The 22,834-nt window shown below is 68.9% G+C and carries 16 protein-coding genes; 3 read left to right on the top strand and 13 right to left on the bottom strand.

All coding sequences use genetic code 11. The features are described from left to right. Positions 1-73: 73 nt before the first annotated feature. On the bottom strand, positions 74-790 hold the full coding sequence (locus tag HUA76_RS22070) for a response regulator transcription factor (protein WP_174455047.1): 717 nt from the start codon (positions 788-790) through the stop codon (positions 74-76). After that, entirely contained in the window at positions 787-2,619 is a 1,833-nt protein-coding gene (locus HUA76_RS22075; protein WP_141647746.1) for a HAMP domain-containing sensor histidine kinase, read from the bottom strand. Before HUA76_RS22075 ends, HUA76_RS22070 begins: the two co-directional genes overlap by 4 nt. Before the next feature lie 221 nt (positions 2,620-2,840). Between HUA76_RS22075 and HUA76_RS22080 the strand changes: the two genes are divergently transcribed. Together HUA76_RS22080 and HUA76_RS22085 are read left to right on the top strand one after the other, a co-directional pair. Then, positions 2,841-3,581: a hypothetical protein gene (locus HUA76_RS22080; protein WP_141647745.1), complete on the top strand. Its 741-nt coding sequence runs from the start codon at positions 2,841-2,843 to the stop codon at positions 3,579-3,581. Positions 3,582-3,804: 223 nt separating this feature from the next. Next, complete coding sequence (locus tag HUA76_RS22085; RefSeq protein WP_174461965.1) at positions 3,805-8,730, top strand: myxosortase-dependent M36 family metallopeptidase; 4,926 nt, start codon at positions 3,805-3,807, stop codon at positions 8,728-8,730. Positions 8,731-9,344: 614 nt separating this feature from the next. Here the strand turns inward: HUA76_RS22085 and HUA76_RS22090 are convergent. The 3 genes from HUA76_RS22090 to HUA76_RS22100 all read right to left on the bottom strand — a co-directional run bounded on the left by HUA76_RS22090 (position 9,345) and on the right by HUA76_RS22100 (position 11,969). Then, entirely contained in the window at positions 9,345-10,103 is a 759-nt protein-coding gene (locus HUA76_RS22090; protein WP_141647743.1) for a hypothetical protein, read from the bottom strand. A 133-nt stretch (positions 10,104-10,236) separates the two neighbouring features. Then, on the bottom strand, positions 10,237-10,440 hold the full coding sequence (locus HUA76_RS22095) for a hypothetical protein (RefSeq protein WP_141647742.1): 204 nt from the start codon (positions 10,438-10,440) through the stop codon (positions 10,237-10,239). 83 nt (positions 10,441-10,523) lie between these two features. Next, positions 10,524-11,969 (bottom strand): C39 family peptidase, encoded by a 1,446-nt coding sequence (locus HUA76_RS22100; RefSeq protein WP_174461966.1) that lies wholly within the window; start codon positions 11,967-11,969, stop codon positions 10,524-10,526. Between the two features lie 169 nt (positions 11,970-12,138). Here HUA76_RS22100 and HUA76_RS46310 point away from each other — a divergent pair, with 169 nt between their 5' ends. After that, positions 12,139-13,137, top strand: a complete 999-nt coding sequence (locus HUA76_RS46310) for a hypothetical protein (protein ID WP_174461967.1) — start codon at positions 12,139-12,141, stop codon at positions 13,135-13,137. Positions 13,138-13,195: 58 nt separating this feature from the next. On the opposite strand, the gene nadE is transcribed toward HUA76_RS46310, so the two are convergent. The 8 genes from nadE to HUA76_RS22145 form a co-directional block, all read right to left on the bottom strand. Next, entirely contained in the window at positions 13,196-14,191 is a 996-nt protein-coding gene (gene nadE / locus HUA76_RS22110; protein ID WP_174455051.1) for an NAD(+) synthase, read from the bottom strand. Between the two features lie 23 nt (positions 14,192-14,214). Beyond that, positions 14,215-15,792, bottom strand: coding sequence for a class I adenylate-forming enzyme family protein (locus tag HUA76_RS22115; protein ID WP_174461968.1), 1,578 nt, complete (start codon positions 15,790-15,792; stop codon positions 14,215-14,217). 82 nt (positions 15,793-15,874) lie between these two features. After that, the gene (gene asnB, locus HUA76_RS22120; RefSeq protein WP_174461969.1) at positions 15,875-17,851 is read right to left on the bottom strand and encodes an asparagine synthase (glutamine-hydrolyzing); all 1,977 of its coding nucleotides are present in this window, start codon (positions 17,849-17,851) and stop codon (positions 15,875-15,877) included. A 13-nt stretch (positions 17,852-17,864) separates the two neighbouring features. Continuing rightward, the gene (locus HUA76_RS22125) at positions 17,865-18,116 is read right to left on the bottom strand and encodes an acyl carrier protein (protein ID WP_141647593.1); all 252 of its coding nucleotides are present in this window, start codon (positions 18,114-18,116) and stop codon (positions 17,865-17,867) included. Between the two features lie 90 nt (positions 18,117-18,206). Beyond that, positions 18,207-18,797, bottom strand: coding sequence for a DapH/DapD/GlmU-related protein (locus HUA76_RS22130; RefSeq protein WP_141647594.1), 591 nt, complete (start codon positions 18,795-18,797; stop codon positions 18,207-18,209). After that, positions 18,794-19,342 (bottom strand): acetyltransferase, encoded by a 549-nt coding sequence (locus tag HUA76_RS22135; RefSeq protein ID WP_141647595.1) that lies wholly within the window; start codon positions 19,340-19,342, stop codon positions 18,794-18,796. The genes HUA76_RS22130 and HUA76_RS22135 overlap by 4 nt, the downstream gene beginning before the upstream one ends. Position 19,343: 1 nt before the next feature. Continuing rightward, positions 19,344-20,207 (bottom strand): hypothetical protein, encoded by an 864-nt coding sequence (locus tag HUA76_RS22140; protein ID WP_174461970.1) that lies wholly within the window; start codon positions 20,205-20,207, stop codon positions 19,344-19,346. 209 nt (positions 20,208-20,416) lie between these two features. Further along, positions 20,417-22,819 carry an ABC transporter permease gene (locus tag HUA76_RS22145; RefSeq protein ID WP_174461971.1) on the bottom strand — a complete coding sequence of 801 codons (2,403 nt, stop codon included), beginning with the start codon at positions 22,817-22,819 and terminating at the stop codon, positions 20,417-20,419. Between the last annotated feature and the right edge of the window lie 15 nt (positions 22,820-22,834).

Consider the following 22,834-nt stretch of genomic DNA (forward strand, 5'->3'; position numbering starts at 1 on the left):
CACGCAGGACTCAACCTACGGAGTCCACGACGTGGGATGGCCGGAGGCAGGCCATCTCTTCGTCACGGTTCAGTCATGAGGCGGAGACCTCCATCCGGTAGCCCACCCCGCGAAGGGTGTGGATGGTGAAGCCCGACGCGCTTGTCCAGCCGAGCTTCTTCTTCAGGCTGGAGACGAAGTTGTCCACCGTGCGCGGGTCCACCACCACGTCGCGGCCCCACACCGCGTCCAGGATTTCCCCTCGGGGCAACGCGCGCTCGCGATGGCGCAGCAGATAGGCGAGCAGGTCGAACTCCGTGCGCGTCAGCTCCACGCCCACGCCGTCCGGCTTCGTCACGGTGCGGCGGCCCATGTCCAGCGTGTAGCCGCCGAACGTCGACACCTGGGTCGGCGCGACGCCCGCACGGCGCACCAGCGCGCCCACGCGCGCGAGCAGCTCCCTCAACCGGTAGGGCTTGGTGAGGTAGTCCTGCGCCCCCGCGTCGAAGCCCCGGACGATGTCGTCCTCGAGCGAACGCGCGGTGAGCATCATCACCAGGCTCTTGACGCCTTGCGCTCGCAGGCGGCGACAGAAGCTGTAGCCGTCTTCGCCCGGGAGCATCACGTCCAGGATGAGCAGGTCGAACTCGCGCTGACGCAAGAGCGGCTCCGCGTCGCGGGTACTCGGGGCCTCGGAGACGTCGTAACCCTCGTCCAGCAGGTTGTCCCGGAGCCCGACGCGCAAGTGCGCATCGTCCTCGACGATGAGGATGGTGGGACGGGTGGAGGAGGGTGGGGTGGAGGTGGTCATCGACGCGGCTCGTGGAAGGTCAGCGCGAACGTGGTCCCCTCGGGCGTGGAGGAGGCCACCTGGATATCGCCATGGTGCAGCTTCATGATTTTCCGGCACAGCGCCAAGCCTAGCCCGCTGCCGTGGACCTCCTGCCCGGGAGGCATCAAACGATAGAAGTCCTGGAAGACGTTCTCCCATTCGGACTCGGGGATGCCCACGCCGTTGTCGCGGAAGAGCATCGTGCAGCCGTGGCCTTCGAACACGCGGGCACTGACGGAGATGCGCACGGGGCTGCGCTGGTTGTAGGCGCACGCGTTGCGGCCCAGGTTGGAGAACAGCAGGCGCAAGAGCGACGGGTCCGCCTCCAGCTCCGCGTCGTCCATGTCGGTGGTCAGCTCCACCGGCACGGAGGTGGCCGACGCCAGGTCGTCCCGCAGCGGGTTGACCAGCTCCTCCAGGCGCACGCGTGAGGCGCGCAGCGTCCAGCGGCCCTTGTCGATGCGGTTGAACGACAGGATGTTCTCCACCAGGAAGTGGAGGCCGTCGGCGGCCTGGACGATGCGGGCTGGGTAGTCGCGCATCTCGGGCGCATGGGTCAGCTTGCGCTCCAGCGTCTCGCCGAGCAGTCGGATGGAGGCCAGCGGCGTGCGCAGCTCGTGCGAGACGGTGGCCACGAAGTCGCTCTTGAGCTCCAGGAAGCGGTACTTGCGCTGCTGCGCCACCAGCGCCAGCGCGACGATGGCCGCCGCCAGCGCACCGCACACGGCCACCAGCAACGTCTTCAGGCCATAGCGCGCCTCGATGTTGGCCTCCACGCGCGCCCACTCGGGCAGCTCCACGAGCAGCATGAGCTCCCGTGCCGGCATCGCCGAGCGTCCCCCCACCAGCCGCATCTGTCCGTCCGACTCGAAGAGCCCGCGCGTGCGCATGTCCTGGGCGATGGGGACCAGCAGCGCCGCGATGTCCACGGAGATGCCGTACAGCACCTCTCCGCGAGGCTCCACGTACCACTGCTCTCCCAGCAGGGTCGGCTCCACCAGCTCCGGGGGCATCACCAGCATGCCGGCGCCCGCCTCGCGCGAGCGCTCCAGGAAGTCGCGCGTGGGCTCTCCCAGCGCGCGGCTCAGCCGGAGGATGCGGGACTGGAGGAAGTCGAAGTCGGCCTGCGAGAAGTGGGAGCGCTCGCGCAGCAAGTCGCGTTGCAGCCCCGCCCCCCGGCTGATGCCGCCGAACTCCTCAGGAAGTCCCTCGCGCAGCAGGGCCCGGATGAGCGGCGTGGTGGCGGGGCCGCGCTGCAGGTGCTCCACCGCGAGCAACAGGAAGGGCAGCTCCTGCTCGACGGGCAGCGTCTGGCGGGTGTGGTGCCGCAGGAACTCCTCCACCAGCGCCGTGGCGCGCGACGTCTGGCCCGCGAGGAGGGCGGCCTCGGCCGCGCGCAGTCGCGTGAGCCGGGGCTCCCAGGTGCCTCCCAGGGCGGCGCCACCCCGGACGTGGTCCGAGAGCATCTCGTAGAGAGCGCGCGCGGGCATGTCCTGGCCCGGCAGGGGGTGGATGAGGCGCGGCAGGAACTGGTGGCCGCGGAACTGGAGGTAGAAGCCCTCGCCCGGAGCCAGCGGATTGTCCACGGCGGCGTGGATGGCGGCGATCTGCTCCTCGAGCTGGCGGGCCAGGATTTGTCGCAGGGTCTCCGTGGCGGCGTGCGCCAGGGCATCGCGGCGGGAGCGGACCTGCTCGTGCGCGTCCTCGCGCTCGCGCGTGAAGATGCGTTGAAGGCTCACCAGCCCCCAACCGAGGGCGAGGAGCCCACAACCCAGGGCCACGAGCGTGGGAAGGAGCCTGCGCAACATGCGATTCGCTGATTGTGACTATCGCACAGGAGGGTGCCCCAGGAGACCTTTCGCATCGCCCCCGGGGGCTGACGAGTGTCCCAGGTCAGCGGACGGGCAGCCTCGCGGTCCACGGGAAGACAGCGGGAGAAGGGGGGGACTGGCCGCCGGGGCAAGAGGGTGCCGAGGTTCAGCCGTGGGCCCGGGTGTCCACGCGGGCCTCAACTGAGGGAGGTCCGCCCATGCACTTTCCCCTGTCACGGCTGTCCCCCGCTGGGCCGGTGGTGCTTTGGGGAGGAGAGCTTCCCTCCGGGGGGCTCAAGTACCTGACGTTTTCGCGCTACCTGGAGTCGATGCCCGAGGGAGCCTGCGGGCTGGTGGAGTTGTCGGGTTCCTCGTCCTCGCTCGCGCTGGACGCGCTGGGCAAGGAGCGCGGGCTGCCGGTGCTCGCGCTCACGGATACGGCGGGCGCCGCCTACCTGCGAGGGCAGGGGTTCGGTGGCGAGGTGCGTACCGTGCGGCGGCTCTCCGAGGCCTGGGAGGTGGCCCTGGGCTACGAGCGACAGGGCTGGTGCTGGCCGCGACAGCTCTCCAATGGCGCGCTCGTGGGCTGCGTGGAGGGCTGGGCCTCGGAGCTGCGCGACTTCGTGCGCGAGGCGTATCCCTCCGTGCGGCTGGTGGTGAGCGGCTTCGGCACCGGCGCCACGGTGGTGGGGCTGCACCGGGCCTTCACGCCGGAGGGCTACGACGTGGTGGGGCTGCAGCCCTCACTGGGCGCCCCGCTGCCGGGCTGGCGGCGGTGGATGGAGCAGAACCTGGGCGAGGCCGACCTCTTCCACCCCCACCGGGAGGAAGTGGTGCTGGAGACGGCCGGACCCAAGCACTCGGATGGCCTCGCCGCGCTCCTCACGTACGCGCGCGCCGAGGCCCGGCCGGACGAGGTCCTCGTCATCTCCCACAACGCCCGCCCTCCGTTCGGCTGAAGCACGCCTTTCCCCCTCGCGCAACTGCATCCCGCAAGCACGCCTTCTCCGTATTTTCAGCCAGCAAAGAAGTTTATTCTTGATTTACTGGCGGGAACGGCGGGTGAGTTAAGGGGGGGCTATTGTGTTGATAACAAAATAATCCTTAACCTCTGGACGCCCTGGCCGAGCAGGCGTCCGACGGCGTGGGGCCCTCAACACCACCCGAAAGAGGTCGTCGTTCATGAAGCGTCTTTGGATGGGCACGGTGAGCGCCGTGCTCGCCGTGCTGATGTGGTCCCCGCAGGCTCATGCGAGGCAGGCCGCGGTTGATGCCTTCCTCCTCACGCCGGCGGATCGCTCCCTGCCTCAGTCCGCCGCGTCGGCGTCCCAGCGCGGACTGCGCATCAACAGCGTGGAAGGTCGTCTCGGCGTACCGACCTTCGTTTTCAGTGAGCGCTCCCTGAGCGCGGGTCCCCAGGCGAAGGCCTCGCGCCCGCTGACGCAGGCCAGCGCGAACACCGCGGCGCGTGAGCACCTGCGGAGCGTGGCGGACCTGTACCGCCTGAACGCCTCCGAGGTGAACAGCGCGGAGCTGCGCCAGGTGCACATGCCCAAGGGGGGCGAGGGCGCGGTGGTCGCGACCTACGGCCGCCGGGTCAATGGCATCGAGGTGTTCCGCAACGAGGTCAAGGTCGTCATGGACGCCAGCCAGCAGCTGGTGGCCATCTCCGGCTACCTGCAGCCGCGTCAGCAGGACGACGAGAAGAACGCCCAGGCGTCGGCCTTCCGCGTCTCGGCGCCGCAGGCCATCTCCCGCGCGTTCCAGGACCTGACGGGCGCTCAGCTCGACGCCCGGGCGCTGGTGCCCGCGGGCGCGAAGGGTGACTACAGCCACTACACGGTGGACTCCCGCCAGTTGTCGACGCACGGCTTTGGTGAGGCGCCGCGCTCGAAGAAGGTCCTCTTCCCGATGCCCGACGGCCTGGTGCCGGCGTACTACGTGGAAGTCAACGCGGGCCCGGAGAGCAACCCGGACGCCTCCTACACCGCCTACGTCATCGACGCGCGCGACGGTTCGCTGCTGCTCAAGCACAACCTGACCGTGTCGGAGCAGTTCAGTTACCGCGTGTGGGCGGACCCGGCGAGCAAGCTGCCCTACGACGGTCCCCAGGGCACCGAGGCCACGCCGCACCCCACGGGCACCCCGGATGGCTATCAGGCGCCCCTGAACATCCCGGCCAACCTGGTGACGCTGCAGAACTTCCCGTTCAGCCGCAATGACCCGTGGCTGCCGGCGAACGCGACGGTGACGACGGGTAACAACGTCGATGCGTACGCGGACCTCGGTGGTGGCGACGGCTTCCAGCCGGGCTTCGACCTGCGTGCGCCGCTGAGCGACGTGGCGGGCCGCGGGTTCGACTACACGTTCGATTTGACGAAGTCGCCCGCCGCGAACCAGACGCAGCGTCTGGCCGCCGTGGTGAACCTGTTCTACATCACCAACTTCCTGCACGACTGGTTCTACGACGCGGGCTTCGACGAGGCCTCCGGCAACGCCCAGTTGAGCAACTTCGGGCGGGGTGGCCTGGAGAACGACAGCCTTCGCGTGGAGGCGCAGGACTCCGGTGGCCGTAACAACGCCAACATGGCGACTCCGGCCGACGGCGCCCGTCCTCGCATGCAGCAGTACGTCTTCGACGGCGTGGCGGAACTCACGGTGAGCGAGCCGGCGCCCCTGGCGCGCGGCTACCTCTCGTACACCGCGTCCTTCGGGCCGACGGTCTTCAACCTCGAGGGTGATTTCGCGCTGCCCCCCACGGGGCCGGATGCTGCGACGACGCTGGCCTACCGGATCGGCTGCGCGGATGCCAACGGCGCCGACCCGTACGGTGGCACGACGCCGTTCACCGGCAAGATCGCGCTCATCGAGCGCGGCACCTGCTCCTTCGCCTACAAGGTCCTCAACGCCCAGCGCGCGGGCGCCATCGGCGTCTTCATCACCAACAGCGCCGCGGGCGCTCTGGGGCCCATGGGCGCCAGTGGCGTCGCCGCTGTCGACCGCGCCATCACCATCCCTTCGCTGTTGGTGACCAAGCCGGACGGTGACGCCTGGCGGACGGCGCTGGCCACGGCGCCCATCAAGGGCCGCCTCCGCCGCAACGCCGACCTCGACCGCGATGGCACGCTCGACAACGAAATCGTCGCGCACGAGTGGGGGCACTACATCTCCAACCGCCTCGTCGGTAACGGCTCGGGTCTGACGAACAACCAGGGCGGCTCCATGGGCGAGGGCTGGGGTGACTTCCACGCCATGCTGTTGTCGGTGCGCGCCGAGGACGTGAACCGGACGGGCAACAACCAGTGGCAGGGCACCTACGGCATGGCCGGCTACACCCAGAGCGGTGGTCGCAACCAGGGCTACTACTTCGGCATCCGCCGCGTTCCGTACAGCACGAACATGGCCAAGAACGGCCTGACGCTCCGCCACATGGCGGACGGCACGGCCATTCCGACCACCCACCCGACCAACGGGGGCGGGAACAACGCGGAGGTCCACAACTCAGGCGAGGTCTGGGCCTCGATGTTGTGGGAGTGCTACGCGAGCCTGCTGAACGCCCATCCGTTCCAGGAGGCACAGGACCGGATGAAGCGCTACCTGGTGGCCGCCTACAAGGCCACGCCGGTCAGCCCCACCTTCCTGGAGGGGCGTGACGCGCTGCTGTCTGTCGCCGCCGCCAGCGATCCCGCCGACTACCAGCGCTTTGTCAGCGCCTTCGCCAAGCGCGGTGCCGGCTTCGGTGCTCGCGTCGCGGACCGCAACAGCGCGGACCACATCGGTGTCGTGGAGAGCTACCAGACGGGCGATGCCCTCGAGGTGGTGAGCATCACCCTGGATGACTCGAGCGTCGGCTGCGACAAGGACGGCGTGCTGGACGCCGGCGAGACGGGCCTGCTCAAGGTGACGGTGCGCAACGCGGGCGCTGGGAACCTGAGCGCGGTGACGGCCACCGCGGCGTTCAACGGCTCGAGCCCGGGCGTCGTGGGCGCCTTCTCGAGCGGCAGCTCGCTCTCGTTTGGCAACATCGCTCGCGGTGCGACGGCGACGGCGAGCGTGGCTGTCGCCCTGACGGCTGCTCCCGCGCAGGCTTCGGGTGCGCTCGCGCTCCTGGGCGTGGACGTGACGTTCCCGCACAACCTGCTGAACGGCACGACCCTTCGTGCGTTCCGCAGCCAGGTCAACTACGACGAGAAGCCCAATACGTCGGACACGGACTACGTCGAGGCGCAGAACACCCCGTGGGTGGCCTCGACCTTCAACTACCGTCCGATGTGGGACAACGGCTACGCCACGACCGGGTACTGGCACACCTCCAACGAGGCGACCTCGCTCGACAAGCGGCTGACCTCGCCGCTGTTCAATGTCGCGGCGAATCAGAACTTCACGCTGACGTTCTTCCACCGCTTCAGCTTCGAGTCGGCGTACCTGAGCGGGGCCTGGGTCCACTTCGATGGTGGAGCCATCGAGTTGTCCGTCGACGAGGGGCCGTGGGAGAGCTGGTACCTCTACCTCACGCCTCCCATCCCGGCGAATCCCAACATCGCGTTGATCGACGAGGGGAATCCGTACCTGGGCGGCTGGCCGGGGTTCGCTCAACTGAGCGCGGGCTACCCGTCGTTCGTCCGGTATACGGCCAACTTCGGGCAGGACCTCGCGGGCCATCAGGTGCGCGTGCGCTTCCGTCACGCGTCCGACGGTGGCGTGGGCGCGTATGGCTGGGATATCGCCAACATCAGCCTCACGGGTATCACCAACACGACGCCGTTCTACTCGCTGGTCGCGGAGACCTTCACCGGCACGGGCACGGCTCCGACCTGCAACGTGGCGCCGGTGGCCGAGGCGGGCCTGTCCCAGACGGTGACGGAGGTCGTCGTGGGCGCTGGTGGTGTGGTGACCCCCCGGGTCATCACCCTCAACGGCACGGGGAGCGTCGATCCTGATGCCTCCGCGCAGAGCACGCTGACGTACGCGTGGACCCAGATTGGCGGTCCGCCGGTGACGCTCAACGGCGCGAACACGGCCACGCCGACCTTCAGCACGCTGGTTCCGGCGAACACCATCTTCACGTTCCAGCTCGTGGTGAGCGATGGCACGGACTCCAGCCAGCCCAAGGTGGTCCAGGTCCTCGTCGCCAACGTGAACAACCCCCCTGTCGCCGTGGCTCGCGTGAAGGACGGCGGCCCCACGACGGTGGATGAGCGTTCTGGCAGCGTCACGCTCGATGCGTCCGATTCGACGGATGCGGACGGCGAGGAGCTGAGCTTCTCGTGGACCCAGACCGCGGGTCCGGCGGTGGCGTTGGATGACGAGACCAGCGCCACTCCGACGTTCGCTGTGCCGGAAGTGACGGCGGACACCGCCTTCACGTTCAGCCTGATCGCAACGGACGGCATCGCCGATAGCGAGGCGGAGATCACCATCACCGTTCGCCAACTGGACCGTGCTCCGGTGGCGGACGCCGGTGGGGACCGGCAGGTTGGCTCGGGCTCCACGGTGACGCTGTTGGGCGGCGCAGTGGATGAGGACGGCGAGGACATCACCTTCGCCTGGACCCAGACCGAGGGTCCGACGGTGGAGCTCACGGGGGCGGACACCGGCTCCCCGCGCTTCACCGCTCCGGAAGTGACGGGGGCGTCCATCGTCCTGCGCTTCAGCCTCGTGGCGACGGCCAATGGACAGGCCAGCGCGGCGAGCATCGTGACCATCACCGTCACGCGCGACAACCACGCGCCGGTGGTTACCACGATGAGCAGCTACACGGTGCACGAAGGCTCGGGCGTGAAGATGCGCGCCTCGGCCGAGGACGCCGATGGCAATGACATCACGTGGCAGTGGACGCAGGTCGCGGGTCCGTCCGTGCAGCTCCAGGCTTCGGATACCGCGGAGGCGTTCTTCGTCGCCCCCGAGGTGTCGGAGACCACGGTGCTGCTCTTCCGCGTCCGGGCGAAGGATGACCTGAGCTCGAGCGAGCCCGCCGAAGTGGCGGTGACGGTGCGGAACCTGGCGGACGAGGGTGGTTGCAGCGCGGCGGGTGGCAGTGCCACCAGTGCGCTGGTGCCGGCCCTGGCCATGCTGGCGCTCGCGCTGCGCCGTCGTCGCAGGAGCTAGTGCTTCGTCCGGCCTCGCCATGAGGTCGGAGCGGAAAATGTGAGGGGCGGTCCCGGGAGGTTTCCGGGGCCGCCCCTTGTTTTTGAGAGGGCCGCCGCGTCATGGGCGGAGTGGCCGCAGCCTCACGGAGGATGCCGATGTTCGTGAAGTCGAATCAGTGGTCGCGGTGGATGGTGGCGGGGGTGGTGCTGGTCGGACTGGGATGCAGGGGGCCCGGGGATGAGCTGAAGCGCGATGCGTCCGCGCCGCCAACTCCAGACGCGTCGAGTGAGGCGAACGTCCGCTCCGAGCCGCCGCGGTTGGAGGAGGATGCTGGGGCCCCCGTGTGCCCGCCGCGTCAGTACCAGTGCTGCGATGGGAGCTGCTCGGAGAACAAGCGGTGCCCAGGCATTGCGTGCGACCCGCGCCCGGTTCCTCCCTCGTACAAGGAGTAGTCGAGCGTTGAAGCTGGGCGAAAGGCTCGAATCCACCTCTCGACGGGGTCGAGCTTTTCCCTTCGCGGGGGCGTTCTTCCGGGCGCGACAATGCTCGTGTGGATGACTTCGAGGGCTGCTCTTCCTGTCTGGGGGTGATGCCAGCCATGCCCTGTCAGGACAGCTCCTCCCAATCCCAGACTACGGGTCCTGAGACCGACCCTCACGATTGCCACGGGGGCGGGAGTTCATCTGCTCCTCGCGCCGCATGACGTCGTACTTGGCTCGCTGGCCCTCATCGAGCAGGGCCGTCATCGCCTGGTCCGTCTCCTCCCGTTGCGTCCGCAGCGCCTGGCGAATCTCACGCGGATTCTTCGTGCCAGTGCGCACCTCCTCGAACAGGGTGTTGCGCGTGGTCTCCTCGGCCTCCAACCGGCGCGTCAGCTCCTGCTCCTGGGAGTAGTTCAGCTTCGCCTCGGACACGAGCCGCTTGATTCGCTCCGTGCGCTGAGCCGTCGAGCGGACCTGCGCCTGCATCCACTCCTCCTGCCGCGAGCGGAACTGCTCGGTGCGCATCTCCTCCTGCACCGAACGCATCGCGTCCTTCAGCGCCTCGCGGCCACCCTCCGTGCTCAGGGTCTCCCCAGTCATCAGCCCCCGCACCTCCGCGCGGAGTTGATCCAACTCGGCCGTCAGCGCGGGCGCCGCGGCGCCACCCCCGTCCGTCCCGGCCACCGCCGGCCGCCGCTCCAGCTCCATCAGGCGCCGGGACAGGCTCAGCGTGGTGTCCTCCAGCGCCTGGATGCGCCGCTCCAGGCCTTCCTGGCTGGCGGGCAGGGCGGCGACAGGCTCGGGCCGCTCGGAGGCGGAGGGAGCCTCGGTACGCCCCGGGGCCCAGAGGGCCACCGCGAGCGCGGCCGAGGCGAGGACGAAGGACACAGGGCCAAGGAGCTTGTTCATGACTTCTCCGACGGGGGCGGGGACGCCGTATTCCATACCCCGCCCGCTGCCCGTGCTCCACCCCGTCGTGGGCTCCTGGCCATCCGCCGATACGGGCCCTCGCGCGGCTCCTCGCCCCGCGCGAGGGCGCGTCTCAGCCCTGCTGCGCGGCCCCGGCGGGCTCGTCCATGTCGATGGGGCCCTGGTCGGGGCCCATCGTCAGGGCGCACGCGTCACACATCCAGAAGCGGACGATCATCCCGTTCTCGCCCGTGGAAATGTAGTTGGAGCCAATCACCTCGCCCCCCTCGGTCTTCTTGCAGGAGAGACAGGTGTGCGTCGGTTTGCTCTGCGTCATCGCGGGACCTCGGGGTGTGGAAACGCAACGGACCGACACCCAGGGAGTGCCGGTCCGCGCAAGCCTACTTCACTCCATCCGCATCAGCCGATGGCCATCTGGTAGCCGCCGTTGGGGTTGGAGCTCAGGAAGTGCTTCATCTGCTCCGGCGTAATGGTCTTCACGTTCGCATCGGCCGGGTCCCGGACGATGAAGTTGCCCTTGGAATCCATGCCCGCCACCGTGACGTAGTGGCCGGACGTGCGGCCCTCGTTCTGGTGCGGAGGCATGGCGTGGTAGTCGCCGTTGGCCACCACCAGCTTGCCCGCCTTGAGCTGCTCGGTGATCCACTCCACGTTGGCGCCGGGGCCCTTCATCACCGACTCCTTGCCCATCGCCTTCGCCATCGCGGAGATGCCGTTGACGCCCGTGCCGTTGGACGACGTGCCGCCAATCTTGCCCAGGTGGTTGATGAGCTGCGCGTCCGTCATGTCCTTGCCGTAGCCGTTGGCGCGGGCGATCTGCGCCATCGACGTGGGGCCGCAGTTCGCCGGGCCGTTCGTGTACGAGCCGTTCTTGCCCGCCGGGTTGTACTGGCTGATCTGCGGAACCTTGCTCGGGTCCACGCGGCCGTCACCCGTGACAGGGGCGGCGCCGTCCGTGGCCTGCGGGCCCGTGGGCTTCGGGTTGAGGTCCACCGGCCCCGGCTTGTTCGTGCCCGGCGTGAAGGTGCTCTGGTCCTTGCCCGCGACCCCCGGCAGCTTGAGCGAGTCACCCGCGAGGATGAGGTTCGGGTCGGTGATCTTCGGGTTCATCTCGCGAATCTGGTTGATGACATCCCAGTGCGAGCCCTCCATGCCCTGGCCCTTGAGCTTCGAGGCGATGCCCCAGAGCGTGTCACCCTTCTTGATCTGATAGTCCGACTCACCCACCGGCTTGCGCGGGTCCGCCTGGTTCGCCGCCACACCCGGCTTGGCGCCCGGCGTGGTGTTGGTGTTGCCGCCCGTCACCGTGCTGTCGGGCACGTTGGCCGTCGTTCCGCTCGGCGTCTTGCCGCCGGGGAACAGGGTGTTCATGTGGTTCTGGATCTTGTTCTGGTAGTCGTGGCCCCGGGCGTCGTTCATGTTGCCAGCGCCCCGGTGCCACTCGCGCGCGGCGGCCAGGCTGCTGCCGTGCTTCTTGGTCAGATCGCCAATCGTCTTCGCGAGGAACTCCATCTGCTTCTCGGGCGGAATCGTCTGCGCGTTCGCCCCGCGGCCCACCTGCATGCCAGACCACTTCTCGAACGAGGGCAGCAGGCCGTTGTCGTCCAGGCCGATGAGCCCGTGGCCCGTGCCGTCCTGGTGCACGCCGTGGTTCTTGAACGACGACTCCTGCGCGACGATGCCCGCGAGGACTTTCGGGTCCGCGCCGTACTTCTGCGCGTACTTCTCGATGTACGGCCAGAGCTGCTGCAGGTTCAGCTGCGCGTCACGGCCCTGCGGCAGGCCCGAGGCCTGCGTCGAAGTGGGCGAGTACGTCTGCTGACGACCTTCAATGCGGGGGGACATGGGCGCTCCGCGATTGGAAACGATGGGGGTGTGGGAACAACAGATGTCAGGATTGTCGAGCGCTGAGAATTAGAGTTGCCTCGACCCCCCACGGAATTGACTGACTTCCTGGGTGCGCCAGAGCTAGGACAGGCGACATTCCCCGCGGAACTCGAACAAGGAGTCGCGAATGAATGCACTGCGTTATGGACGCGTGGCAGGCGCGTCATTGTGTCTGTGGGCCACTCTTGCCGCCGCGCAGCAACAGTCCCTCACCGGCGTCTATGCCAGAGAGGGCGGCACCCTCGCGGTGCTCGAGGGCGACAACCAGACGCTCGTCCAATACACATCAACTTTTCCACAAGGACAGGGCATGGGTGAATGTGACTGCACCCTGTCCGTGCGGAAGAAGTCCGCGAAGGATTGGACACTGTCTACTTTTCAACCTGGAGGCACTTGGACGCTGAGTCTGGAATCCGAGCGGCTGGTGTTGAAGGGTCCTGGGACGGGGTGCTGCGGGGCGGGGTGGTCCGGCCAGGATGGCTTCTCGCGTTCATCCTCGACGGCGCTGGCGACGTGCAAGGTGAAGGCGGCGCAGGCGGCGCTGAAGACGGTGGATGGGGCGAATCGCGGCGCGGCGCTGGCCTCGGGTGACGCGGTGCAGGTGTTCGCGGAGTCACCGCCGCCGGACGTGGTGCCCGTGCGCGTCGTCCAGGGGAAGCAGGTGCGGGTGGGGCAGCTGGCGTACTCGGAGCTGGAATGTCCCGTGCGCGCGGGTGGCGAGGCCTCCGCGGCGTCGGGCGTCATAGATGTGAAGGCGCTCGTGGGCCGGTGGGTGCAGGTGCATCGCAAGGGGAAGGGCTATGTCATCGACCAGCCCTGTGGCTCCGCCATTCCCGCGGTGACGGTGAAGTCGGACGGCGCTTTGGAGGTCGACTTCGGGCAGGACAGCCTCGAAGGCAAGCTGACGGCCGTGAAGGCGGGAGCCGCTGCTGGCGTGTCCACGCTGGAGGTGGCGTACGCGGGAGGTTCGCGCGAGACGCTGCAGTGGTCGGTGGCGGACGCGAAGCGCAACGTGGTGCGTCTGCAGGGCGGCCAGGACTTCTTCCGCAAGGGCGAGCTGTACGTCCGCGACGACGCGCGAAAGGGCATTCCTGTCCGCGCCGAGGCTTGCGACGAGTTCGAGTGAGCCGCGCGCCGGGCGGGAGGCGGTGGAGTGCCTCCCGCCACTCGGGCGGGCTCAGGGCTCAGCCGAGCTTGTACGGCTCCAGCTCCGGCACCTTCTCCAGCAGCAGCGGCGGCGAGTGGAGGTAGGCCGTGCTGCGGCGCTTCTGGTCGATGTCGTCGTAGACGCGCTGCACCTGCGTGGGCGTCAGGCCCATCACCTGCGCGGCTTCTTCCGTGGACACCGCGTGGTTCTTGGCCCACATCAGCAAGTCCAGCTGCGAGTAGTGCACGGAGAAGTAGAAGTCCTCCTGCGACTGGGGAAGGCTGAACGTGTCCGTGGTCGGCTCGCCACTGGTGATTTCGTCGATGACGCCCAGGTGTTTGGCCAGCTTGTATGTCTGGGTTTTGTAGAGGCCGGCGATAGGCTTTACATCCGCGGCGCCGTCGCCCAGCTTCACGAAGAAGCCCTGGTCATACTCCAACCGGTTGGGCGTGCCCGCCACCGCGAAGTTCAGCCGGTCCGCGTGGAAGTAATCCATCATCTTTCGCGTGCGCTGCTTGAAGTTCGTCGCGGCGACAATCTGCGTATACGCCTGGGGCGGCAGCCGGAAGCGGCGCTCCTCGCCATTCACTTGCACCACGACGTAGAAGAAGTTCACCGCGTCCGTGTTCAGCCGGTCGCCGTGCATGACAATCTTCCACTTCATGTCGGGCGTGAACTCAGGGAAGACGGACTGCACCGCCTCGTCGCGCTGCCGGTAGCAGCCGGCGGCCTCGAGGATGGGGGCGATGTCGTGGAGCTGGTACTTGATTCCCAGCTTCTCGCAGAGCTTGCGGCCCAGCTGCGAGCTCCATCCGCTGGAGTCCTTCTCTGGCAGGAGGATGCCGAAGACGCGCTCGGGCCCCAGCGCGCGCACAGCCAGCGCCGCGACACATGCGGAGTCGATGCCGCCGGAGATGGCCACCACGAGGCCGCGCTTGCGCAGCTTCTTCAGCACCGTCTCGCGCAGCCCTTCGGACAGCTCGGTGGCTTTCGCCTCCCAATCCAGTTCCAGCACCTGCTTGGAGAAACTCATTGTGTGGACCCCTCTCAATCCCTTCACGAAGAACCGACCGACGAATATTGGGTGCGCAGCTCCGCCTTGAGCACCTTCCCACTGGGCCCGCGCGGCAGCGCCTCCACGAACACCACGTGCCGGGGCACCTTGTGCGCCGGCAGCGACTCCCTGCAGAACCGCCGCAGGTCGTCCTCCTTCACCTCGACGCCCTCCTGGAGCACCACCACGGCGCAGGCCGCCTCCCCCCCCAGCGCGTCGGGCACGCCGACGACGGCGACCTCGCGCACCGAGGGATGTCGCGCGAGCTGATGCTCCATCTCCGCGGGGCTCACCCGGTGGCCGCCCACCTTGAGGATCTCCTTGGCGCGGCCGACGAGGAAGATGAAGCCGTCCGCGTCCCGCCACGCCAGGTCGCCCGTCCAGAGCCAGCCATCCTTGAGGATGGCCGCCGTCTCCTCGGGAGCGCCCAGGTAGCCCGGTGTCACGTTGGCGCCGCGCGCCACCAGGTGGCCCGTCTCGCCCGTGGGCAGTGCCTTGCCGTCCTCACCCACCACGCGCAGCTCGACGCCGGGAATCGCCACGCCGATGGAGCCGGCCTTCTCCGTGGCGCGGGTCGGTGGCAGGTAGCTCAGTCGCGCGGTGGCCTCGGTCTGCCCATACATGACGTACAGCTCGGCGGGGTAGAGCGCGTCACGCGTCCACTGAATCGTGTCGGGCGACATGCCGCCGCCGGCTTGTGTCGCGTAGCGCAGCCTCAGCTTCGACAGGGCCTCCGCGCCGGCTTGCCTGCGCAGGAGTTCGAAGGTGAGCGGCACGCCGGCGAAGCCCGTGCACTTCTCCGCCGCCATCGCCTCCAGCACGACCTGCGGGTACATGAAGCGCGGGTCCAGGAACACCGAGCCGCCCACGAGCAGGTGCGTCTGGAGGACGCTCTTGCCGTAGCAGTAGTGCAGGGGGAGGACCAGGTGCGCCCTGTCACGGGAGGACAGGCCCAGGTACTCGACGATGGAGCGCGTGTTCGCGGCGATGTTGCCGAAGGTCTGGATGACGCCTCGGGGTGTGCCCGTGCTGCCGGACGTGTAGACGATGGACGCGTGGGCGTGGGCCGGTGTCGCGGGCAGCGCGTCCAGCGGCGTCACCTGGGTGTCTGCGTCCAATGCTCCGTCTTCCTGCACCCAGGTGCACGTCGCGGGTGACAGCGCCTGGAGCATCCGCTCGGGTGGGCGCGCGGAGTGCACCACGCACAGGTGTCCCAGTCCTGGCTTGCCCGCCCACTTGCGTGTGTCCTGCCCGAAGATGAAGGCGTGGCGTGCGCCAGTCTGCGTGAGGATGGCGTCGACGGACGTCGCTCCCGTCTCCCGGTCCAGCTCCACCGCGCATGCGCCCAGGGACTGCACCGCGAGCGCGGCCACCGCGCCCGCCGAGCCCAGGGGCAGGGCGATGAGCACCTTGTCTCCGGGGATCACGCCCGCTGCTTGCAGGTGTCCCGCGAGGGCCCGCATCCGTTCCGCGAGCTGTCGATACGTGAGCCGTGTCCACGGTGAGTCTACCGCCGACGCGTCCGGTGTTCGCTCCGCATGGCCAAGCACCCACGCGGGTGCGGAGTCCGTCGCGCTCATGAGCCCTCTCGTCCCCAGGCAGGGGCGACTGTCGGGGGCTCGGCATGGCCAGGCACCCAGGCGGGTGCTGAATCCGTCGCGCTCATGCGGCCTCCAGCACCACGGCGTCCACGTCGGCCTGAGGCAACGGACGCGGGGTGAGGAAGTGCTGCGCGAGCAACTGCGTGGACGCGATGGCGAACAGGGCCATGGTGTCGGCCTCGCTCTCCGCCGCGTTGGGCGCGCGCAGCTTGGCCACCAGTCGCTCCGCCTTTCGTGCGTCGAAGACGCCCACCTTCGCGATGGCCTCGGGCGCCAGCAGCTCCCTGGCCCATGCGGGCGCCTCCGGCCCCACCAGTGCTCCGGCGATGGGGGCGCGGTACGGGAACTTGCTGCGCTCCAGGATGGACGCGGGGACACGGCCCTGGGCGAACCGCTTGAGGACGTGCTTCTCGTCCAGCCCCTTCAGGCGCACGCGCTCGGGGATGCGCGCGGCCAGCTCCATCACCGACGTGTCCAGGAAGGGGAAGCGTCCCTCCACCGCGTTGCCCAACAGCATGCGGTCGCCCTGCGCGGACAGCAGATATCCGGACAGCAGCGTCTTCGCCTCCAGGTACTGCGCGCGCGCCAGGGGCCGCCACGAGGCCACGTGTTTCGGCACCGTCGCCAGCACCGAGGCCATCGGGTCCTCGTCCACCAGGCTCGCCGCGAAGTCCGGCGCGAGGAACCGAAGGATTCGACCGCTGTTGGACCAGCGCACCAGATGCGAGAAGCCCAGACTCCCCGGGTCCTCCAACCCCATGCCGAAGAACTCGCGCAGCAGCTCCACGTTCTGCTGGCTCACCGACAGGGTGGGGTAGAGCTTTCGCAACAGCAGGGGCCGCCACTTCGACGTCGGCTGCCGAGCCCAGAACTGCCGGACCTTGGTCTCCTTGAAGAGGTCATAGCCGAGGAACATCTCGTCCGAGCCCTCTCCCGTGAGCACCACCCGGATGCCGTTCTCCCGCACCCACTCGCTCAGCCTCAGGAAGGGCGCGGGCGCCGAGCGCATCATCGCCTGCTCCGCGTGGAAGATGACGCCAGGCACCAGCGTGCCGATGTCTCCGTCCCTCATCTCCACCACGCGGTGCTGCGTGCGCAATTGCTCCGCCACCGTGGTCTGATGCTGACGCTCGTCGAAGCGCGCGTGAGCGAAGCCCACGGAGAACGTCCGCAGCGTCCCGCCCAGCTGCTCTTGCGCCAGCGAGCACAGGAGGCTGGAGTCCAGTCCACCCGACAGGTACGCCGCCACCGGCACGTCCGCGCGCAGCCGCAGCCGCACGGCGCGCTCCAGTGCCTCGCCCAGCTCCTCCTGGATGCGCTCGGAGCTCGCGGTGCTCGGCCCCACGCCGAAGTCCAGGTCCCAGTAGCGGAACGTCTCCAGCGTCCCCGCGCGGAACCGCGCCGAGTGCGCGGGCGGCAACAACCGGACGCCCTCGAACGAGGTGCGCGGCGCCACCGGCGACCACAGCTGGAAGGTCTGCTTGAGCCCCCGCGCGTCCAGGGACGGCGTCACCAGCCCGCTGGCGAACAGGGCCTTGGCCTCCGAGCCGAACGCCAGGTGTCCCCCGGGCAGCTCCGCGTAGAACAGCGGGCAGATGCCGACCCTGTCTCGCGACATCCACAGCGTGGCGTCACGCGGGTCCCACAGCGCGAAGGCCCACTGGCCCTCGAAGCGGCGCACGCAGTCGATGCCCCACGCCAGGAACGCCGCGAGGATGACCTCCGTGTCCGAGCGCGTGCGGAAGGCGTACTGCCCCGACAGCTGCTCGCGCAGCTCCACGTGGTTGAAGATCTCTCCGTTGAAGACGACGGTGAGTCCCGTCGCCGCGTCCCGCATGGGCTGGTGTCCGCCCTCCAGGTCGACGATGGACAGCCGCGTATGGCCCAGGGCCACGCCGTCCAGCAACAGGGCCCGCTGCGCGTCCGGGCCCCGGTGGCGGATGCTGGCCGTCATCCGGCGCAGCCGCTCGGCGGATTCCGCCCGCGCGGCCCCGGCGCCCCCTCCCGCCGGGTAGGTGAAGCCCGCGATGCCACACATGGCGCGCTCGCTCTCAGCCGACCTGCGGCAGGCGCTGCTGCTTGCGCTCGACGAAGGCGACGACGCGCGTGAGCGAGTCCAGGTTCTCCGGCACCAGCTCCTTGTCCTCCAGCTTGATGCCGAAGTCCTGCTCCAGGAACGCCACCAGCTCCATCATCCCCGTGGAGTCGATGAGGCCCTTGCGCAGGAAGGAGTCGTCATCGCCGAACTCGTCCACGAAGAACGTGTCGACGATGAAGGTACGAATGCGTTCACGAATGCTCACGGTAGGAAGTCCTGTCTGGAAATACGGTGGAAGGGTGCGGAAGCAATCCGGGCGTGAAGAAGACGCACCCGGGAAAAAGGCTTGAGGCGCTCAGCTGCCTGTGTCGCGAGCAACCAGCTCCAGGCTCATGTTGCGTGCGGGATTGCCCATGGCCAGCGTGTCGGGCGGCACGTCCTGGGTGACGATGCTGCCGGCGGCGACCACCGAGCGAGCCCCCACGCGCACCCCGGGCATGATGATGGCGCCATGGGCCACCCAGACGTCGTCCTCGATGACGATGGGCGCGGTGTGGTGTCCATCCCGATCTCCCACCCGGATGAACGACGCGAACATGCACCGGGCTCCCACGCTCACCGACTTCCACGCCTCCAGAGAGACACCGTAGTTGAACTGGGTCTCCTCGCCGATGCTCAGGCGCGCGCCCGGATGGCACACGAGCGAGCTGGGCAGCATTCCGCCCACGAAGGTGAGCCGGTCTCCCAGCACCATCTCCCCCGCGTTGTGCACGGAGATGGGCCCGTAGGCGGCCACGTTGTGCCCCACCGACTGGACGGCGCGGAACAGCCAGCGGGCGCGAACCATCGCCACCGCGCGCTGGGCCCGAGGCTCCACGGACTTGCGCAGCGCTTCCAACTGGGCCACCACGGCAGGCACCCGGACGAATGGCATTCGCGACGTCATCCCGTCACCTCCCTGCGCAACACCCGGGCGGGCGCGCCGCCCACCGTCACGCCCGCGGGAATCTTGCGGGAGATGACGGTGCCGGGCGCCACGGTGCAGCCCTTCTGGAGCTGCGCTCCTGGCAGGAGGATGGCGCGGCTGCCCACCGTCACCCCCTCCGCGATGACCATCGGCACCGACGGAGGCCGCTCGTGGCGGTTGCCCCTCAGCGGGTGGTGCTGGTTGTCCATCGCCTTGATGAATGCCCCCAGCCTCGCGCCCGGGCCCACGGTGATGGAGCTCAGGGCCTCCAAGGAGGCGCCGCCTTCGATGGCGACGTCGTCCCCCAGGATGATGAGGCTGTCGCTGGACATGGCGTGAAGCTCGATGGGAGCCAGCCGTCCATCCAGCACCACGCGGGAGCCCACGTGCACGCGGCCCGCGCCGTGAATCCACACGCGGCCCAGCACCGTGGGCGAGTCCCCCACCTCCTGACATCGCCTCAACTTCAGGCGGGACAGGAGGCCCCCGAGCTCGCGCGACAGTGATTGATGGAACGGCATCATGTCACGGCGTGGCTTGGACAGCGGGGATGGGAGGCTGCACGACGGGCGCGGGCAGGCCCGCCAGGAAGTTGAGCAGCTCCTTCGCCAGCCGTGCCTGCGCCGTCGCATTGAGGTGGCCGCCGTCGTCCGAGTAGCCCGGCACCATCGCCGGCCACGTCTGCCCGTTCAGCTCGTAGGTCTCCCGTGTCCCGTCGGGCGCCGTGGACTCCAGGCGCGCCAGGTCGAAGAGGGGCTCCTTGCCGCCATACGCCTTGCGCATCAGCTCGTTGAACGTCTCGCGCTGCACGTTCTCGGCGATGCCCCACACCGGTCGGCCGAGCAGCTCCTTCAGCCACGCCTTGGCGCCTCGCTGCACCGTGGTGAGCGGCGCGGTGACGTGGACGAACGTGGTGCCCGGGTGACGCGCCTTCAGGCCCTCCATCGCGACGCGGTACTTCTCGAACAGCGCGCGCGTGTCCGTGGCTCCGTTGAAGTCGATGTAGCAGAACTTGAAGAACGCCACGTCCGTCGACTTCGCGAGCCCCGCGTCCATCATCCGCTCGAAGTCGGCGATCTTCGACTCGGGCTTCTCGTTCTGTCCCACCATCGCGTGGGCCAGGGTGCCGGGCGCCAGCGACTCGGTGGGGCTCTGGACCTCCACCACGCGCGGCACCAACCCCTGCGGGGAGGCGGGGAGCTGCTTCACTCCGTCGAGGATGTTGCCGCCCACCGACTGGTGTCCGAAGAAGATGCGGCGGCTCGCCAGCTTCTCCATCGGGGCGCTCGTCTCCGCGGCGTGCGCCGCCGCGCCATGCAGAACCATGAGCAGCATGGCGGGCAACACCAGCGCGCTCACGCGAACCAGAAAGGTCCAGTCGAAGTGCATGCGGACTCTTAAACCCTTCCATCGCCAAGCGTCAAAGGGCCCACTGTCCGGGACGTCCGCTGGTGCGCTCCTCGTCACCCAAGCAAGGGGATGGGGTGAACTCAACCCACGTGTTTGTCAGCCCAACGAGCGACGGAGGCCGGGGGCTTGACGCTGATGGGGAAGGGCGTTCCGCACCGCCCCTCCCCACACGGCGAGTCGTGGCGGTGCTACTCCGCCCGCAGCGAGATGGACGGCGACACGCGGCTGGCGCGCAGCGCGGGGAACCACGTGGCCATGAGCGACACGCTCGCGAGCACCGCGGCGACACTGACGTAGACGCCAGGTTCGTTGGCCTGCACGCCGTACAACAGCGTCGTCAGGAGCCGCATGCAGCCGAACGCGGCCAGCAGCCCCACGCCCACGCCCACCAGCGTGAGCTGGAGTCCCTGGCGCATCACCAGCCCGAGCACCTGTCTGGGATGCGCGCCCAACGCCAGGCGGATGCCCAGCTCCCGCGTGCGCTGACCCACCGCGTAGGCCATGACGCCGTAGACACCCACGCCGGCCAGGATGACGGCGAGCAGCGCGAAGGCCGCGAGTAGTCTCGCCGTGGCCAGGGGCCGCGAGAGCTGGCGGTCCATCCGGTCCGCGAACGGCGCCAGGTCATAGATGGGCTGCTCGGCGTCCACGGCCTTGAGCTCCTGGCGCACAGACGACACCAGCATCGACGGCTCGCGCCGCGTCCGCATCAGCACCGACATGGTCTTCACCGGATACTGCTCATAAGGCAGGTACGCCTCAGGCGTGGCGGGCTCCGTCAGGCGGAAGTGGCGCACGTCCTCCACCACGCCGACGATTTCGCGGAAGGAGCCGGAGTCGCTCCAGTCCAGTCGCACCCTGCGCCCCAGGGCGTTGCCGCCCTCCAGGAACGTGCGCACGAAGGCCTCGTTGACGATGATGGTGGGAGCGCCCTTCGCGGAGTCCTGGGCGCCGAACTCCCGCCCCTGGCGCACGGCGATGCGCATCGCACGGAAGTAGTCCGGGGTGGCCACGCGGAACTCGGTGAGGTAGCGGTCGGTGTCCTGGTCCATCGCGCCCTCCAAGGTGAAGTTTCCGTTGGCGTTGGTTCCTCCCAGGGGCGCGTCGTTGACCAGACCCACCGCTTCCGTGTCGGGCAGCGCGCGCAGGCGCTCCAGCAACTCGCCGTAGAAGCCTCGCAGCCGGTCGGGTGTGCCGTACTTCACCTCGGGCAGTGACAGCCGCGCTGTCAGCACGCCTTCCGCGTCGAACCCCGGGTCCACCGCCTGCACGTTGCGCAGCGTCTGCACCATCAGCACCGTGCCCACCAGCAGCACCAGCGCCAGCGCCAGCTGCACCGCCACCAGCGCGTTGCGCAGGGGGTGGTTGGCGCGGGCGCCCACCGCGCTCCCGGACTGCTTCAACAGCGGCAGCACATCCATGCCGGCGGTGTGCAGCGCGGGCGCGAGGCCGAAGAGGAGCCCGGCGCCCACGGAGAGGGCGAGGCTGAACAGCAGCGCCGGGACACTCAGCTCCACGGGCGCCATGCGCAACATCGACTGGGGCAACAGCGCGCGCACCAGCTCCATGCCCCACAGCACCAACAGCAGACCCAGGGCGCCACCGAAGAGGCCCAGGAGCACGCTCTCCGCCAGCGCCTGCTGCATCCGGCGGCCCCGACTCGCGCCGAGCGCGGCGCGGATGGCCCCGTCCCGCTGCCGCGCCAGGGCGCGTACCAGGAGCAGGTTGGCCACGTTCGCGCAGGCGATGAGGAGCACGAAGCCCACCGCTGCCCAAAGCGTCCACAGCACCGGGCGGCTGCTGGACGTGAGGTACTGCTGCCACAGCGCCGACGTCACCTTGTGCGGCTTCTCACCCGGTTCGATCCGGGCGATGGCCAGGGCCACCCGCAACAGGTCCTCCGTCGCCGCTTCCAGCGTGACGCCCGGCGCCATCCGCCCCACCACCTGCATGTAGTGGTTGCCGTGGGCTTCCGGGTCCAGCCAGTGGGGCTGCCAGAGGTCCGCGTCCTCGTTGAACTCCGGGAAGGTGAAGCCCTCCGGCAGGATACCCACCACCGTGTGGGTGCGCCCGTCCAACTGCAACGACGAGCCCACCGCGTCCGCCGCGCCACCGAGCGACTTTCGCCAGAAGCGATGGCTCACCACCACCACGCTCGAGCTGTTGCCAGGTTGCGCGTCCTCGTCCAGGAAGTCTCGCCCCTGGGCGGGGGCGACCCCCAGCAGCTTGAAGAAGTTGGTGGTGACGCGGCCCGCGCGGACCCGCTCGGGAGTGTCGCCCCCCGTGCGGCTCAAGTCCTGCCGGGTGAAGCCCGCGAGCCCCGTGAAGCCGCGGCCGTGCTCCCGCCAACCGAGCAGCTCGGGAGGCGAGAGGGAGGCGGTGCTGATGACCTCCTGCTTGCACCACAGGCGAACCAGTTGCTCCGGCATCTGGAACGGAAGCGGCCGCAGCAGCATGGCGTGGATGGCGCTGAAGAGGACGGTGTTCGCGCCGATGGCCAGCGCGAGCGTCAATACGGCGGCCAGCGTGAAGCCCGGGGAGTGTCTCAGCGTGCGCAGCGCGTAACGGAAATCCTGGCGGAGCGAGTCCATGGCGGCCTCTCAAAG

The organism is Myxococcus sp. CA056 (assembly GCF_013336715.1).
Classification (GTDB): Bacteria; Myxococcota; Myxococcia; order Myxococcales; family Myxococcaceae; genus Myxococcus; species Myxococcus llanfairpwllgwyngyllgogerychwyrndrobwllllantysiliogogogochensis.

Excerpts from the sequence above, each read along its gene's own strand:
- HUA76_RS22070 (WP_174455047.1), bottom strand. The coding sequence starts at position 790 with ATGACCACCTCCACCCCACCCTCCTCCACCCGTCCCACCATCCTCATC.
- HUA76_RS22075 (WP_141647746.1), bottom strand. The coding sequence starts at position 2,619 with ATGTTGCGCAGGCTCCTTCCCACGCTCGTGGCCCTGGGTTGTGGGCTC.
- HUA76_RS22080 (WP_141647745.1), top strand. The coding sequence starts at position 2,841 with ATGCACTTTCCCCTGTCACGGCTGTCCCCCGCTGGGCCGGTGGTGCTT.
- HUA76_RS22085 (WP_174461965.1), top strand. The coding sequence starts at position 3,805 with ATGAAGCGTCTTTGGATGGGCACGGTGAGCGCCGTGCTCGCCGTGCTG.
- HUA76_RS22090 (WP_141647743.1), bottom strand. The coding sequence starts at position 10,103 with ATGAACAAGCTCCTTGGCCCTGTGTCCTTCGTCCTCGCCTCGGCCGCG.
- HUA76_RS22095 (WP_141647742.1), bottom strand. The coding sequence starts at position 10,440 with ATGACGCAGAGCAAACCGACGCACACCTGTCTCTCCTGCAAGAAGACC.
- HUA76_RS22100 (WP_174461966.1), bottom strand. The coding sequence starts at position 11,969 with ATGTCCCCCCGCATTGAAGGTCGTCAGCAGACGTACTCGCCCACTTCG.
- HUA76_RS46310 (WP_174461967.1), top strand. The coding sequence starts at position 12,139 with ATGAATGCACTGCGTTATGGACGCGTGGCAGGCGCGTCATTGTGTCTG.
- nadE (WP_174455051.1), bottom strand. The coding sequence starts at position 14,191 with ATGAGTTTCTCCAAGCAGGTGCTGGAACTGGATTGGGAGGCGAAAGCC.
- HUA76_RS22115 (WP_174461968.1), bottom strand. The coding sequence starts at position 15,792 with ATGAGCGCGACGGACTCCGCACCCGCGTGGGTGCTTGGCCATGCGGAG.
- asnB (WP_174461969.1), bottom strand. The coding sequence starts at position 17,851 with ATGTGTGGCATCGCGGGCTTCACCTACCCGGCGGGAGGGGGCGCCGGG.
- HUA76_RS22130 (WP_141647594.1), bottom strand. The coding sequence starts at position 18,797 with ATGACGTCGCGAATGCCATTCGTCCGGGTGCCTGCCGTGGTGGCCCAG.
- HUA76_RS22135 (WP_141647595.1), bottom strand. The coding sequence starts at position 19,342 with ATGATGCCGTTCCATCAATCACTGTCGCGCGAGCTCGGGGGCCTCCTG.
- HUA76_RS22140 (WP_174461970.1), bottom strand. The coding sequence starts at position 20,207 with ATGCACTTCGACTGGACCTTTCTGGTTCGCGTGAGCGCGCTGGTGTTG.
- HUA76_RS22145 (WP_174461971.1), bottom strand. The coding sequence starts at position 22,819 with ATGGACTCGCTCCGCCAGGATTTCCGTTACGCGCTGCGCACGCTGAGA.